Consider the following 14,440-nt stretch of genomic DNA (forward strand, 5'->3'; position numbering starts at 1 on the left):
CGCCCGCCCGAAGCGGGGACAGTGAGGCCGCTGTCCCCACGCCCTTCAAAACTGGTCTCCGCAGTGCCACATGGCGAGGATGGACGGCGGGGCCCCTGCGACGATCGAGCGGCTCGGGCCGAACCTGCGGCGCCTCCTCGCGCCCAACCCGTCGCCTTTCACCTATACCGGCACCCAGACCTACATCGTCGGCTCGGGCAGTGTGGCCGTCATCGACCCCGGCCCTGAAGAGCCCGGCCACATCGCCAACCTCCTGGCCGCGGTCCAAGACGAGGCGGTCGCCGCCATCGTCTGCACCCACACCCACCGCGACCACAGCCCCGCCAGCCGCGCCCTCCAGGCCGCGACCGGCGCCCCCATCGTCGGCTGCACCGCCCTCTTCGTCGAGGATGACGGCCCGCCCACGGACGCGGCCTTCGACCTCGACTATCGCCCCGACCGCGTGCTCGCCGACGGCGAAAGGCTGGAAGGCGAAAGTTGGATACTGGAGGCGATCGCCACTCCGGGGCACACATCCAACCATTTGTGCTTCGCGCTCGCGGGGCAAGGGGCGCTGTTCAGCGGCGACCATGTCATGGGCTGGTCGACCAGCGTCGTCGCGCCGCCGGACGGCGACATGGCGGCCTATATGGCCAGTCTCGACAAGCTCCTCGCCCGGCCCGAGCAGCTTTACTATCCGACCCATGGCCCCGCGATCGCGGACGCGCACGACCATGTCCGCCGCCTCATCTCCCACCGCCACCAGCGCGAAGGCCAGGTCCTCGCCCGGCTGGCGGCGGGGGAGGGATGGATATCCGCCATCGTCGCCGACCTTTATCGCGACATCGACCCGAGGCTGCACCCAGCAGCGGAGCGATCGGTGCTCGCCCATCTGATCGATCTCAAGCGGCGCGGCCTGGTGCGCGAGGAGGCGGGACGATGGACCCGCGCCTGAGGCCGCTCCTTTGGGCCGTTCCGGCTCTGGTCGTCGGGCTGATCGCGGGCCTGCTGCTCCGCCCGCATGCCAGCGCGCCTTCCGCCGCGAAGAGCGACGCCGCGGCCGTCGCCGACGCCGCGCTGCTGGCGCTGCGGGACGAGGGGCGGGTGGTGCCTTATTCCGCGCGCTACGTGGCGGTGGTGACGGCGCGGGACAGCAAACTCGGGCTCACCGCGTCGAAGACGCTGACCCTGCCCGGCACCGTCCGCTACGGACTCGACCTCACCCGCCTGCGCCGCGGCGATCTCGCCTGGGACGCGCCGACCCGTACCCTCACTGTCACCCTGCCGCCGCTCGAACTCTCCGGCCCCGCCGTCGAGCCGGCGGACGCGCGCGAGCAGGCCGAGGGCGGGCTGGTCATGGCGCTGTCGGGGGCCGAGAAGGCGCTCGACGAGGCCAACCGCAAGGCGGCGGCCGACGACCTGGTCCGCCAGGCCCGCGCCCCAGCCGCGCTGACTGCGGCCCGCACCGCCGCGATGCGGCTGGTGGCGAACGGCTTTGCCCTGCCGCTGCGCGCTGCAGGGGTTGACGCGAGCGTCGCGGTACGGTTCGTGGACCCGGCGGGGAAGGAGGAGGCGGCCTTTCTCGATCGGCCCCGCCGCCTCGAAAACGCCTTGAGCGACCGGCAGGCGGGACCGCCCGCCGCGCAAGTGGGAAACAGCCAATGACCGCACCGACGCAGAGCCTCCGCGGGCTCGACCTCCTCGCCGAGATCGACCGGCTGCGCCGGACACGCAACGCCGTGATCCTCGCCCATTATTACCAGGCGCCGGAGCTGCAGGACCTTGCCGATTTCGTCGGCGACAGCCTCGATCTGTCACGCAAGGCGGCTTCCACGGACGCCGACGTTATTGCCTTTTGCGGCGTCCGCTTCATGGCCGAGACGGCGAAGATCCTGTCGCCGTCGAAGATCGTGATCCTGCCCGACATGGCGGCGGGCTGCAGCCTCGAGGACAGCTGCCCGCCCGACCAGTTCCGCCGCTTCCGCGAGGCCCATCCGGACCATATCGCGCTCACCTACATAAATTGCTCGGCGGCGGTGAAGGCGCTCTCCGACATCATCGTGACGAGCTCATCGGCGGAAACGATCCTCGCCCAGCTCCCGAAGGACCAGAAGATCATCTTCGGCCCCGACAAGAATCTCGGCGGCTGGCTCGCCCGCAAGACCGGTCGCGACATGCTGCTGTGGCCCGGCGTCTGCATCGTCCATGAGGCGTTTTCGGAAACCGAGCTGCTGAAGCTCAAGGCGCGGCATCCCGGAGCGCCGGTGCTCGCCCACCCCGAATGCCCGGGGCACATCCTCGACCATGCCGACGTGGTCGGCTCGACCAAGGCGATCCTCGATTTCGCCCTCGCCTCGCCGTCCGAAACGATGATCGTCGCGACCGAGCCGCACATCATCCACCAGATGGAGAAAGCGGCGCCGCACAAGGTGTTCATCGGTGCACCGGGGGCGGACGGAAACTGCAATTGCAACATGTGCCCGTACATGGCCCTCAACACGCTCGAGAAGCTCTACGTGGCGCTCCGGGATCTCGAGCCGCGGATCGAGCTAGACGAGGAACTCCGGCTGGCGGCGAAGACCTCGCTGGACCGAATGCTGGACATGGCCGGGCGGACGGTGGGGCAGGGCGACGTGGGCCGGCCGGTGTTTTCGGGGGACTGAGAAGCACTGCGTCATCCGGCCGAAAGCCGCGATCTCCTGGAGACCCGCCGTGCGCCTCTAGCGGCGCAAGCGGCCGCCCAGGCCTGCTCACGGAGATCCCGGCTTTCGCCGGGATGACGGGGTGGCTGGAATGATGGTGGGGGAGCGGTTAGGTCGTCGCTGACCTTTTCCCCGGAGGCCCCACCTTGCTCCGTCCTATCCTCGCTCTCTCCGCCCTCCTCTCTCTCACCGCCACCGCCGCCCCACTGACGGCGCCTGAGGACCCGTACCTCTGGCTCGAGGATATCGAGGGCGCGCGGGCGCTCGATCAGGTGCGGCAGTGGAATGCGGCGACCGAGGCGGTGCTGACGAAGGAGCCGGGCTTCGAGACCTATCGCAGCCGCGCCAAGGCGATCCTCGACGAGCCGCGGCAGATCGCCGCGCCGTCTGCCATATTCGGCGACCAGGTCGCGAACCTGTGGCGCGACGCCGCCCATCCGCGCGGGCAGTGGCGGGTGTCGCCGCTCGCCGCTTATGTGGCGGGGAGGCCGCAATGGCGGGTGCTGATCGACGTCGATGCCCTCGGCAAGGCGGAGGGGAAGAGCTGGGTGTGGCACGGCGCCGACTGCCTGGCGCCGGAGTATCGCCGCTGCCTCGTCTCGCTCAGCCCCGGCGGGACGGACGCGGCGGTGGTGCGCGAGTTTGACCTTGGCAGCGGTCGCTTCGTCGAGGGCGGGTTCATGCTGCCGGCGGCGAAGAGCGACGTCAGCTGGGTCGATGCCGACACGTTGCTCGTCGCGACCGACTACGGGGCCGAATCCCTCACCACCTCCGGCTATCCGCGGGTGGTGAAGCTGTGGAAGCGCGGCACCGATCTCGCCGCCGCGCCGACGGTGCTCACGGGCGAGAAAGCCGACGTGCGCGTAGGCCCCCGCACCGTGCTGGACGGCGGCCGGCGGTGGAGCTTCGTCGAGCGGGGGCGCAGCTTCTGGACGTGCGACCTCTATCTGCTCGCGGGCACGCGGCCGGTGAAGGTGCCGGTGCCCGCCGACGCCGATTTCCGCGACGTGCTCGGCGGGCGGATGATCGTTTCGCTCAACGCGCCTCTCACCGCCGGCGGCCGCACCTTCCCGGCGGGTGCCGTGGTGGCCTGGCCGCTCGCCGACATCGCCGCCGGACGCAGTTCCGCGCCGGAGCTGGTGATGGCGCCGACCCCGAGCCAGGCGATCGAGGAGGTCACCGCCTCCGAGAACGTGCTCTGGGTCAAGGCGCTCGATGATGTCTCCGGCAAGCTCTTCGCGCTGCGGCGCGGCGCGAACGGTGTCTGGAGCCGCACCGCCGTGCCGCTTGCCCGCAACAACACAGTCCACCTCATCGAGGCCTCTCCCAAGGGCGACCTCGCCTTCGTCACAGTCGAGGGCATGCTGACCCCGCCGTCGCTCTACGCGGCGACCCCCGCCGCGCCGCCGCGGTTGGTGCAGAGCCTGCCGGCGAGTTTCGATGCCAGCCGCTTCACCGTCGAACAGCGCTTCGCCCGCTCCGCCGACGGCACCCGCATCCCTTATTTCCTGGTCCGGAGGAAAGGCATGAGCGGCCCGGTCCCGGCTTTGATCCACTCCTATGGCGGCTTCCGCGCGGCGCAGACGCCTTCCTACCTCACCGGCGAGCCCTATCGGGCCGGGCCGCTCGGCCTGTTCTGGGCCGAGGAGGGCAATGCCTATGTCCTCGCCAATCTGCGCGGCGGCGGCGAATATGGACCGCGCTGGCACGATGCGGCGCTGCGCGAGAAGCACCAGCGCGTGTTCGACGATCTCCAGGCGGTGGCCGAGGATCTGATCCGCACCGGAATCACCACGCGCGGCAAGATCGCGATTTCCGGCCGTTCGAACGGCGGCGTCACGGTCGGCGCGGCGGTGAACCAACATCCCGAGCTCTATGGCGCGGTCATCTCCGGCTCGCCGCTCGGCGACATGAAGCGCTATTCGCACCTCCTCGCCGGCGCGTCGTGGATGGACGAATATGGCGACCCCGACAAACCGGCGGACTGGGCCTTCCTGTCGAAGACGTCCCCCTACCAGAACATCCGGCCGGGCATAAAATACCCGCCGGTCCTGTTCTACAATTCGACCAAGGACGATCGCGTTCACCCCGGCCACGCCCGCAAGATGGCGGCGCGGCTGCAGGCCTACGGCAACCGCGTCTATTATCACGAATATATGGAGGGCGGGCACGCGGTGGGGGCGGACCGGCGGGAGGACGCGTACCGCGCGGCTCTGCTCACCGTGTTCCTCAACCGGGAGCTTGGCGGGCGCGGCAAGTGAGCCTGCCTGGGTTTGATCTGGAGCGCTTCGTCCGCGAGACACTGGCCGAGGACCTGGGGGAGGCGGGGGACATCACCTCCGCCGCGGTGATCCCGGAAGGCGCCCGGTTCAGCGGCGTGATGGCGAGCCGGGAGGCGATCGTCGTGGCGGGGCTGCCGATCGCCGAGGCTTTTTTCCGCAGCCTCGATGCCGGTGTGGAGATCGAGCGGCTGGCGGAGGACGGCGCCACCGTCGCGGCCGGTGCGGAGTTGCTGCGGCTGAGCGGCAAAGGACGGGCGATGCTTACCGCCGAGCGGTCGGCGCTGAACGTCGTCCAGCACCTCTCGGGAATCGCCAGCCTCACCCGCCGCTACGTGGACGCCATCGCGGGTACCGGCGCGGTGCTGCTCGACACGCGCAAGACCATCCCCGGCCTGCGGGTGCTGGAGAAATACGCCACGCGGATGGGCGGGGCCGAGAACCACCGGATGGGGTTGTGGGAGGCGGCCATGATCAAGGACAATCACGTCGCCGTCGCCGGTTCGGTGGGCGAGGCGGTTCGGCGCGCAGTTGCGGCGGGCATCGCGAGGACCATCGTGGAGGTCGACCGGCTCGACCAGATCGAACCGGCGCTGGACGCGGGGGCGACCCACCTGCTCCTCGACAATATGGATCCGCCGGTGCTGGCCGAGGCGGTCGCGCGCGTCGGCGGCCGAGTGCCGACGGAGGCCAGCGGGGGCGTGACCTTGGAGACCATCCACGCCAAGGCGGCGAGCGGCGTCACCTACGTCTCCGTCGGCCGTATCACCCAATCCGCCCCTGCTGCCGATATCGGCCTCGACTTCCAGCCGCTTTGAAGCAATTGGCGTGGGGTCCGGCGCACGCTAGGATGGGTCAAACGGGAGCCAGGGGAGACACGATGCGTCCGCGTTCGATCAATTTGTTCGAGGGTCTTTCCCTTGCCGCCGTCGCGCTTGGCGCCGTCATCATGGCGCTGACGTGGAATTCGGTGATGATAGCGGTCAGCGCCAGCGTCCGCGGCGCCGGCATCGAGGAGGCGGTGATGATCCTCGCAATCCTCTACGTCCTGCTGCTGGTGATGCTGATCCTGCTCGCCTCGCGACGCGCCAATGCGGTCGCCAAATGGCTGTTCACGGCGATCATCGTTGCCGAGCTGGTCATGTCGCTGCCCAAGCTGCCGGGGATGCTGCGCTCCGGGCCGCTCGGCTGGGCGTCCACGGCGCAGCTCATCCTCCAGCTGGTGGCGCTCTGGTTCCTGTTCGTCCCCGCCTCGCGAACCTGGTTCCGCGAGTGGCGGGCCGCCTGAGCAATTAGCGCAGGCGGCCCCGCACCACTTCGCCTTCGACGAGGCTGGTGTCGGGGTGGTGCTTGTCGAGCCACCTCTTGATGATCTTCAAATTCCGCGAGTTGGAGCGGAAGAAGAAATCGGGAATGGCGCCGACGAAGGGGATGGCGCCGAGCAGGAAGTCGAGGCCGACATTCCCCGCCATGCGCGCGATGTGCCATTTGGGCATGCCGAGGTTGCGCGCTTCCCAGACGATCCAGGCGCCGAGCGCGGCGGCAACGACGTCGCCGGCGACGGGGATCAGGTCCAGCACCACGTCGAGGCCGACCTGGCGGTTGAGGCCGGGGATGACGAACATCCGCTCGAGCAATTTCTCCATCGCCTCGACCCGGCGGCGCACCGACAGCGCGTCCCGTCCGATAGGCAGCTGGTTGGCGATCGTCTCGAACCGGTTCTGCGCCTGTGCCATCTTACTCTCCTCGAACCCTTTTTCGGGTCCAGGACCCATTATGGGGAGCCGCGGACCAGTTCGCCAGCAGGGTGCCTGCCGAACGGGTTCGGCCGAAAGCCGGTGAGCCGCGGCGCGACCAGCGACCAGCGCACCGGGGCGGCGATCTCGATAAACGGCGCAGCGCCCGCGAGGATCCGGTCGGCCTCGGCGAGGGCTGCGCGGCGGGCGTCCTGGCTCTGGGCGTTGCGCGCCGCCTCCATCGCCTGGTCGGCGGCCGTGTCGCAGACGAGGCCGCCGCCGCATTCGAAGTGGCGCAGGTACCAGCTGGCCAGGCTGGCCGGCGCGACCTCGTCGACGAGGCGCAGGTCGGCCGGGGCGGCGGGGCCGACGCGCTCGGCCGTCACCCCGATCGCCGCCCAGTCGCGCCGCAGAATGGCGAAGGCGACCCGGTAGCCGGGACCCTCCGGCAGCGCGACGCGGAGGTGGAGCTTGCTGCCCTTGAGCAGCGGCGCGAGGGTGCGGGCGGCGAGAGCGCGGCGCATCGGCATGGTTCCGCCGGTCCAGGCGGGGACGGCGGGGGCCGCGAGGCCCTCCACGCCGGGCGGGAGCATGCTCTCGCGCGGCTGCAGATTGGGGGCACCCAGCGCGACGGCGATGGCGGCGCGGTCGACGGCCATGCTGAGCGCCTGGCGGGCGTCGGCGGAGGCGAGTGGCCCTTCCAGCACCGGCGTGAAGGCGAAGCCGAACAGGCCCGCGACCGGATCGAAGACCAGCGAGGCGCCGCCCGGCACCCGCGCCGCCCGGGCGAGCGGCAGGTCCGCGGCTGTGCCGCCGAGCACCAACGCCGCCTGTCTTTGCTCGAACCGGGCGATGGCGGCGCCGGCGCTGTCGCCGCGCAGCAGGACATCGGGCGGCGGGCGGCGGTCGCTTTCCTCGTCGTCGGACTTGGGCGGCGACAGCCGGAGCACGCCCCCTGTCTGCCCCGCGACCCGGAACGGGCCCGCCCCGGTACCGTTGCGCAGGATCGCCAGGTCCGGCTGGGCGAGCAGCTGGAGGAAGTTCGGCCGCGGCGCCTTGAGGCCGATCTCGAGCACCTCCTCGGTCATGCCGACGATCTCGTCGACCGCGCCCATCGCCGGCTTCAGCGGATTGCGGCTGCCCGGCGCCGATACCGCCTTGAGGCGCGCCACCACCTCGTCGGCGGTGATCGGCGTACCGTCCGGCCATTTCGCGCGGGCGAGGCGGAAGGTGTAGCGCAGGCCGTCGTCGGAGATGATCCAGCTCTGCGCGAGGCCCTGGGAAATGTCTCCGTCGGCGTCGAACCGCACCAGCCCCTGCGCCGCCGTCTGGAGCAAATAGGCCGACGGCGGATCGACCGCGTCGCGGCTCGGATTGGCGAGGCGCGGGGTGCCGCCGACCGCGCTCACCGCGATGGGCCCGGCGTCCGGCGGGGTGCAGCCGGCGCCCGCGGCCAGGAAGGCGGCGAGGGCGGCTGCGAGGAGCGTCCGACTCGGCATGGGGGGCGAGCGATAAACCAGCCGCCCGCGATGCGGTAGGGCGAGGCCGCGCCTTTACCCGTCTTTCACTTCTTGCCCGCTAGGGTGGCCGCGCAGGAAAGGATCTGATGAGCGCCGAGCCACCCTCCTCGCAGTTCAAGATCCGCAAGACGCAGCGCAAGCCCGTCAGCGGAACCGCGGACCTGCGCCACCAAAGCCTCTATTCCGTCAAGGTCCGCATTCGCGACGTTTCGACCGAGGGCTTCATGGCCGAATGCGCCGATCCGGTGCGGATCGGCAGCTACGTCTCGCTCGACGTGCCGGGCATCGGCGCCGTCAACGCACAGGTGCGCTGGCAACTGGGCGGCAAGATCGGCGGCCAGTTCGTCGATCCGATCAGCCTCGCCCGCTGCGAATGGACCGCGACCCCGGTAGGCTAGACCGCCGAGGCCGTCGCGCCCCGCCGCTCCAATTACGAACCCCGTTCCGTTTGTCCGCCAAGCCTCTATGATGGCGGCTGGGCGGGGGATGAGACGAATGGACATTGCTGAGCAGGGCAGGGCGATCGCCCCCACCGCGGCGGCGGTGCCGGCGCCCGTGCGGCGGAGCCTCTGGCGCGATTTCGAGAATCGCTCGGGCCGCGTCGTCGCGGTCGGCCGGGCCATCCTAGCCCTCTATTTCATCTTCGTGCTGTGGGCCGATCCGAAGCAGCCGGAGGTCCACCAGGCCTCCGCCAACCTGTTCCTGTGGGGCTATGCCGGCCTTGCCTCGGCCTATGTGCTCGTCACCTGGAACCGCTGGTGGCTGGAGGCGCGGCTGTCGCTGCCTTTCCACGCGCTCGACCTGCTCATGTTCACCGCGCTCAACTATGTGACCAGCGGCTATGCCAGCCCGTTCTTCCTGTTCTTCATCTTCATCCTCCTCTCCTCCTCGCTGCGCTGGGGGTGGCGCGAGACGCTGGCCACCGCCGCCGCCCTGATCGTCATCTACGCCGTCGAGGGGTTGAGCGCTTCGACCTGGGGCACCGAGGCCTTCGACATCGAGCGCTTCGCTCTGCGCGTCATGTACATGCTGGTGTTCAGCGCGCTTATGCTGCTGTGGTTCGCGTCGCGGACGGCGTCGGGCGCCCCGATCCTGCCGCGCGACCTCCAGCCGCGGGGGCCGGAGGAATTCTTCCGCCACAGCCTCGCCGGCATTGCCGAGCGGCTCGGCGGCCGCACCGCGCTCGCCGTCTGGTGCGACGACGAGGAGCCGTGGCATTATGTGGTGAGCTTCAAGGGCGGGCTCATCGGCTTCGAGCGGCTCGAGCCCGAACCCTATGATCCGATCGTCGCGCCGGCGGCGGGCGACAGCGTGATGATCTTCGACCGCAGCCGCGAGGCCGTGTTGCGGGGACGCTGGCCGCGGACCCGCACCGAGGCGATGCGCGAGTCGGTCAGCGACGCGCTGGCGGACCGCTACGGCCTCGTCAGCGGCATCCGCCTGCCATTGCGCTCGGGCGAGATACGCGGCGAGCTGCTGGTCGCCGACATACGGGGGCTGAGCCCCGACGACGTAGAAACCGCCGCTTCGCTCCACGAGGAGGTGACGATCGCCCTCGAACGCGCCGAATTGGTGCGGGCGAACGAGCGGGCGGCAATCATGCGCGCCCGCCTCTCCTTCGCGCGCGACGTCCATGACGGCATGGTCCAGTTCCTCGCCGGCGTTGCGCTCCGCCTCGAAGGGCTGAAGCGGACCGGCGGCGCGGCCGGCATCGCCGCCGAGATCGACGAGCTCCAGGCCGAGCTGGCGCGCGAGCAGCAGGATCTGCGCGCGCTCATCCGCCGGCTGAAGGAAGGCGCGGCGGGCCCGTCCGCGGTGGACGCCGCCGCGACGCTCAAGCCGCTCGCCGACCGGCTCGGCCGGCAGTGGGGCATCCAGCTGCGCGTCGAGGATGCGCCGGCGCCGGTCCTGGTCGACAGCCGGCTGGAGACGGAGATCCACCACCTCGTCCGCGAAGCGGCGGCCAATGCCGCGCGCCATGGCGGCGCACGCTCGGTCGCGGTGGCGCTGGAAGCCGGCGCGGACCGGCTGCGCCTGCGGATCAGCGACGACGGCCGCGGGCTCGCCCAGGCGGGGCGGTTCGGACATGCCGAGATCGCCGCCGGCCGTATCGGCCCGCGCTCGATCTTCGACCGGGTCCAGCAGCGCGGCGGCACCCTCGACATCGAAACCGGCAAGGACGGGACGCGCCTCTCGATTCTGCTGCCGATCGGAGCGATGGCGGCATGATCAGGATCCTCGTCGCCGACGACCATCCGATCATCCTCTCGGGCCTCGAATCGCTGCTCCGCGAGACCGAGTTCGTCATCGCCCGCGCGGTCGAGGACGGCGCGGCCGCGCTCGCCGCGGTGCGGGAGGAGGCGCCGGACATCCTTCTCCTCGACGTGCGCATGCCGAGGCTGGGCGGCGTCGAAGTGCTGCGGCTGCTCAAGGCCGAGGGCTCGCGCGTGCCCACCGTCCTGCTCACCGCCAGCCTCGACGACGGCAACCTCATCGAGGCGATGCGGCTCGGGGTCGGCGGCATCGTGCTCAAGGAAATGGCCCATGTGCGGCTGCTCGAATGCCTGCGGGTGGTGGCGAAGGGCGGCACCTGGATCGACGGCTGCCTGCTCGAGCGGTGGCGCGAGGCGGCGGCGCACGGGCAGCCGCGCGGCCCCCTCGACCATTTGCCGCCGCGCGAGCAGCAGCTCGCCCAAATGGTCGCGCGAGGGCTGCGCAACCGCGAGATCGGCGAAGCGCTCGGTCTCAGCGAGGGGTCGGTGAAGGTCTTCCTCCACCGCATCTACAGGAAGCTCAAGGTCGGCAGCCGCACCGAGCTGGCGCTCCTCGTGGAGCATGCGGCGCGCTGACGCGCGGCTGCCGAGCTTTGGTCTCTAAAAATATTAGAATTCTCTTGGGTACGCGTAACTAAAGTTATTTACGCGTACCCGAAGTACAGCAAAGTATGCTTCACGTTATATGAATAAAACGAAAGTTAACCTGTTGCCGACACGCCACGCATAAACTTCCTTTTATTTAGAGGAATTGCGTACCGTGTCGAAGCTGACCTAAAGAGCGTCTGTCACATAGCGGCTATACAGCCTGCGCGGGGCGTCGGCTGCGGCTGGAGCCGCATTAGGGGGACGGACATGAACAAGACCCGGATTTTGAATACCCTGCTCGCCACCACCTTCATCGGCGGCGCCATCGGCATCGCGACGCCGGCCTTCGCGCAGGGCAGCCCGCCCGCCAAGCCGCGCACCGGCGACCAGACCCAGCCGCAGGCCGGCCCTGTCGAGGGTTCGACGAGCGCCACTCCCGCCAACGGCGACGGCGACGACCAAGGGGGCATCGTCGTCACCGGCACGCGCATTCCGCAGCCGAACCTCTCCTCGGCCAGCCCGATCACGGTGGTGAACGCCGCCGAAGTGAAGCTGCAGGGCACGGCCCGCACCGAAGACATCATCAACTCCCTGCCGCAGTCCTTCGCGGCGCAGGGTTCCAACATCTCGAACGGCGCCACCGGCACCGCCACGGTCAACCTTCGCGGCCTCGGCTCGCGGCGCACCCTCGTGCTGGTCAACGGCCGCCGCGTGATGCCGGGCGATCCGCGCTCGCCCGTCGCCGACATCAACTTCATCCCGGCCCTGGCCGTCGATCGCATCGACGTGCTGACCGGCGGCGCCTCGTCGGTCTACGGCGCCGACGCCGTCGCCGGCGTGGTCAATTTCGTCATGGACACGAAGTTCGAAGGCATCCGCATGGATGCGCAGTACAGCTTTTTCGATCACATGAATAACGACGACGTCGGCGGCTATCAGGCGGCCAACACCGCGCGTGGCTTCAATGTGCCGATCGGCCACACCGCCGACGGCGGCACGGTCGATGCCAGCCTCGTGATGGGCGCGGGCTTCGACGATGGCCACGGCCACATCACGGCCTACGCCACCTATCGCCGTCAGCATGCGGTGCTGCAGCGCGACCGCGACTATTCGTTCTGCTCGCTTGCGGATCGCACCCCGGCGCAGGCCGCCACGCTCGGCCGCAACTTCAACTGCGGTGGCTCGGCGACGTCGGCGAACGGCACCTTCTTCACCAATACCCAGACCTTCCAGGTCGGCCCGGGCCGGACGTTCGCCGCAGGCAGCACGCCGTTCAACTTCGGCCCGTACAATTACTATCAGCGTCCGGATGAGCGCTACACGTTCGGCGCGTTCGCCGATTACGAGATCAGCAGCGCGCTGCACCCGTACATGGAAGCGATGTTCATGGACGACCGTTCGGTCGCCCAGATCGCGCCGTCGGGCGACTTCGGCAACACGACGACGATCAACTGCGACAACCCGCTTATGTCGGCGCAGCAGCGCGCGATCGCGTGCGCTCCGGCTAATCTCGTGGGCTTCAAGGCGCCGACAGCGGCCAATCCCGCCGGGACGCCGCCCACCGTCTTCATCGACCAGAACGGCAATCCCTATAATCAGGGCAATTTGCAGATCCTTCGCCGTAACGTCGAGGGCGGCGGTCGCCGCGACGACCTGCAGCACACCGACTATCGCATCGTCGCCGGCATGCGCGGCGATCTGGGCGGCGGCTTCTCCTACGATGCCTCCTACCAATATGGCCGCGTCGTCTTCGCCCAGACCTATTTCAACGACTTCTCGGTGACGCGCCTGCGCCGCGCGCTCGACGTCGTGAGCGGTCCGGGCGGCGTTCCGACTTGCCGCGCGGTGCTGAACGGGCAGGACCCGAACTGCGTCCCGTACGACATCTTCACCCCCGGCGGCGTCTCCGCGGCGGCCCTCAGCTACCTGCAGACGCCGGGCTTCTCGCGCGGCAACACCCAGGAGTCGGTGGCGACGGCCTCGGTCACCGCCCAGCTCGGCCAATACGGGCTGCAGACACCGTGGGCGAGCCACGGCCTCGCGATCAACCTCGGCGGCGAGTATCGCAAGGAGAAGCTGGAGTTCGCGACCGACCAGGCATTCTCGACCGGCGACCTCGCCGGCCAGGGCGGCGCGACGATCGGCCTCAACGGCCAGTTCCACGTCAAGGAATTCTTCAGCGAGGTGCAGCTACCCCTCGTCGAGGACAGGCCGTTCTTCAGCCTGCTCGAAATCCGCGGCGGCTACCGCTACTCCAAATATCAGATTGCGGCGAACAGCTTCTCGACCAACACTTGGAAGATCGAGGGCGAGTGGGCGCCGGTGCACGACATCAAGTTCCGCGCCAGCGTCAACCGCGCGGTTCGGGCCCCGAACATCGTCGAACTGTTCTCGGCCCAGAACGTGGCGCTCGACGGCTCCACCGATCCGTGCTCGAACGCGCCTGGCGGAACGCCGACGGCAACGGCCGCCCAGTGCGCGCTCACCGGCGTCACCGCGGCCCAGTACGGCAACATCCGCGCGAACCCAGCGGGGCAGTATCAGGGGCAGACGGGCGGCAACCCCGGGCTAAGCCCGGAGAAGGCCGACTCGTTCACGGCGGGCATCGTGCTCCAGCCGCGCTGGCTGCCGCGGTTCGCTCTGTCGGTCGATTATTTCAACATCCGGGTGAAGAACGTGATCGGCGCACTCGGGGCGGACGTGATCATCGCCCAGTGCATCTCGACCGCGTCACCCTTCTACTGCGCCAACATCCACCGAGACGCGGCGGGGTCGTTGTGGCTCTCGCCGAACGGCTACGTCGTCGATCTCAACTTCAACGCCGGTGCGCTTTCGACCCGCGGTTTCGACATCAACGGCTCCTACACCCAGCCGCTGCCGTCGGGCCTCGGCAGCCTCGGCATCAGCTTCGTCGGCACCTATCTCGACACGCTGGTGCGGTCGCCGAACGCCGCGGTGTCGTTCGACTGCGCCGGCTTCTTCGGCGCCCAATGCGGCACGCCCAATCCGAAATGGCGCCACAAGTTGCGCGTCACTTACACGGCGCCGGGCGGCATCGGTCTCTCCGGCCAGTGGCGCTACTTCGCCGCGGTCGATCGTGACGTGCTCAGCACCGATACGGATCTCGCCCGCACCGCCCGCACGGCCGGCAGCGACAACATCAAGGCGCAGAACTATTTCGACCTGGTGCTGACCGCGCACATTGGCGATCACTACCAGTTCCGTCTCGGCGCCAACAACATCTTCGACAAGATCCCGCCGACGCTCGTCACGCCCGCGCCGTTCGGCAATGGCAACACCTATCCGCAGGTGTACGACTCGCTCGGCCGGTACATCTTCGCCGGTGTCACGCTGGACTTCTAA

General features: G+C 69.3%; 12 protein-coding genes. 10 read left to right on the plus strand and 2 right to left on the minus strand.

Translation table 11 applies throughout. The annotated features are described in order from the left end of the window. Positions 1 to 79 precede the first annotated feature (79 nt). The 6 genes from VGC56_RS17380 to VGC56_RS17405 all read left to right on the plus strand — a co-directional run bounded on the left by VGC56_RS17380 (position 80) and on the right by VGC56_RS17405 (position 6,248). The gene (locus tag VGC56_RS17380) at positions 80 to 934 is read left to right on the plus strand and encodes an MBL fold metallo-hydrolase (protein WP_464126922.1); all 855 of its coding nucleotides are present in this window, start codon (positions 80 to 82) and stop codon (positions 932 to 934) included. Then, positions 919 to 1,644: a DUF4230 domain-containing protein gene (locus VGC56_RS17385; RefSeq protein ID WP_464126924.1), complete on the plus strand. Its 726-nt coding sequence runs from the start codon at positions 919 to 921 to the stop codon at positions 1,642 to 1,644. Before VGC56_RS17380 ends, VGC56_RS17385 begins: the two co-directional genes overlap by 16 nt. After that, complete coding sequence (nadA, locus tag VGC56_RS17390) at positions 1,641 to 2,642, plus strand: quinolinate synthase NadA (protein ID WP_464126925.1); 1,002 nt, start codon at positions 1,641 to 1,643, stop codon at positions 2,640 to 2,642. Before VGC56_RS17385 ends, nadA begins: the two co-directional genes overlap by 4 nt. Positions 2,643 to 2,827: 185 nt before the next feature. Next, positions 2,828 to 4,942 carry a prolyl oligopeptidase family serine peptidase gene (locus VGC56_RS17395; RefSeq protein ID WP_464126927.1) on the plus strand — a complete coding sequence of 705 codons (2,115 nt, stop codon included), beginning with the start codon at positions 2,828 to 2,830 and terminating at the stop codon, positions 4,940 to 4,942. Beyond that, the gene (nadC, locus tag VGC56_RS17400) at positions 4,939 to 5,778 is read left to right on the plus strand and encodes a carboxylating nicotinate-nucleotide diphosphorylase (protein WP_464126928.1); all 840 of its coding nucleotides are present in this window, start codon (positions 4,939 to 4,941) and stop codon (positions 5,776 to 5,778) included. The genes VGC56_RS17395 and nadC overlap by 4 nt, the downstream gene beginning before the upstream one ends. Positions 5,779 to 5,840: 62 nt before the next feature. Next, positions 5,841 to 6,248, plus strand: coding sequence for a hypothetical protein (locus tag VGC56_RS17405; protein ID WP_464126930.1), 408 nt, complete (start codon positions 5,841 to 5,843; stop codon positions 6,246 to 6,248). A gap of 4 nt (positions 6,249 to 6,252) precedes the next feature. Here the strand turns inward: VGC56_RS17405 and VGC56_RS17410 are convergent, their stop codons facing one another. Both VGC56_RS17410 and VGC56_RS17415 read right to left on the minus strand, forming a co-directional pair. After that, entirely contained in the window at positions 6,253 to 6,696 is a 444-nt protein-coding gene (locus VGC56_RS17410; protein WP_464126932.1) for a DUF4112 domain-containing protein, read from the minus strand. A 38-nt stretch (positions 6,697 to 6,734) separates the two neighbouring features. Next, positions 6,735 to 8,195: an ABC transporter substrate-binding protein gene (locus VGC56_RS17415; protein WP_464126934.1), complete on the minus strand. Its 1,461-nt coding sequence runs from the start codon at positions 8,193 to 8,195 to the stop codon at positions 6,735 to 6,737. A 107-nt stretch (positions 8,196 to 8,302) separates the two neighbouring features. On the opposite strand from VGC56_RS17415, the gene VGC56_RS17420 reads away from it, so the two are divergent. The 4 genes from VGC56_RS17420 to VGC56_RS17435 all read left to right on the plus strand — a co-directional run bounded on the left by VGC56_RS17420 (position 8,303) and on the right by VGC56_RS17435 (position 14,440). Continuing rightward, a complete protein-coding gene (locus VGC56_RS17420; protein ID WP_464126935.1) occupies positions 8,303 to 8,614 on the plus strand; it encodes a PilZ domain-containing protein in 312 nt (103 codons plus the stop codon). A gap of 97 nt (positions 8,615 to 8,711) precedes the next feature. Continuing rightward, positions 8,712 to 10,445 carry a sensor histidine kinase gene (locus tag VGC56_RS17425; protein ID WP_464126937.1) on the plus strand — a complete coding sequence of 578 codons (1,734 nt, stop codon included), beginning with the start codon at positions 8,712 to 8,714 and terminating at the stop codon, positions 10,443 to 10,445. Next, on the plus strand, positions 10,442 to 11,065 hold the full coding sequence (locus tag VGC56_RS17430) for a response regulator (protein WP_464126939.1): 624 nt from the start codon (positions 10,442 to 10,444) through the stop codon (positions 11,063 to 11,065). The genes VGC56_RS17425 and VGC56_RS17430 overlap by 4 nt, the downstream gene beginning before the upstream one ends. A gap of 279 nt (positions 11,066 to 11,344) precedes the next feature. Next, positions 11,345 to 14,440, plus strand: a complete 3,096-nt coding sequence (locus VGC56_RS17435; protein WP_464126940.1) for a TonB-dependent receptor domain-containing protein — start codon at positions 11,345 to 11,347, stop codon at positions 14,438 to 14,440.

It is taken from the genome of Allosphingosinicella sp. (assembly GCF_036403745.1).
Taxonomy (GTDB): Bacteria; Pseudomonadota; Alphaproteobacteria; order Sphingomonadales; family Sphingomonadaceae; genus Allosphingosinicella.

Bases quoted from the DNA above. Each gene is read 5' to 3' on its own strand.
- VGC56_RS17430 (WP_464126939.1), top strand. From the start codon at position 10,442: ATGATCAGGATCCTCGTCGCCGACGACCATCCGATCATCCTCTCGGGC.
- nadA (WP_464126925.1), top strand. From the start codon at position 1,641: ATGACCGCACCGACGCAGAGCCTCCGCGGGCTCGACCTCCTCGCCGAG.
- VGC56_RS17410 (WP_464126932.1), bottom strand. From the start codon at position 6,696: ATGGCACAGGCGCAGAACCGGTTCGAGACGATCGCCAACCAGCTGCCT.
- VGC56_RS17385 (WP_464126924.1), top strand. From the start codon at position 919: ATGGACCCGCGCCTGAGGCCGCTCCTTTGGGCCGTTCCGGCTCTGGTC.
- VGC56_RS17380 (WP_464126922.1), top strand. From the start codon at position 80: ATGGACGGCGGGGCCCCTGCGACGATCGAGCGGCTCGGGCCGAACCTG.
- VGC56_RS17420 (WP_464126935.1), top strand. From the start codon at position 8,303: ATGAGCGCCGAGCCACCCTCCTCGCAGTTCAAGATCCGCAAGACGCAG.
- VGC56_RS17435 (WP_464126940.1), top strand. From the start codon at position 11,345: ATGAACAAGACCCGGATTTTGAATACCCTGCTCGCCACCACCTTCATC.
- VGC56_RS17415 (WP_464126934.1), bottom strand. From the start codon at position 8,195: ATGCCGAGTCGGACGCTCCTCGCAGCCGCCCTCGCCGCCTTCCTGGCC.
- VGC56_RS17405 (WP_464126930.1), top strand. From the start codon at position 5,841: ATGCGTCCGCGTTCGATCAATTTGTTCGAGGGTCTTTCCCTTGCCGCC.
- VGC56_RS17425 (WP_464126937.1), top strand. From the start codon at position 8,712: ATGGACATTGCTGAGCAGGGCAGGGCGATCGCCCCCACCGCGGCGGCG.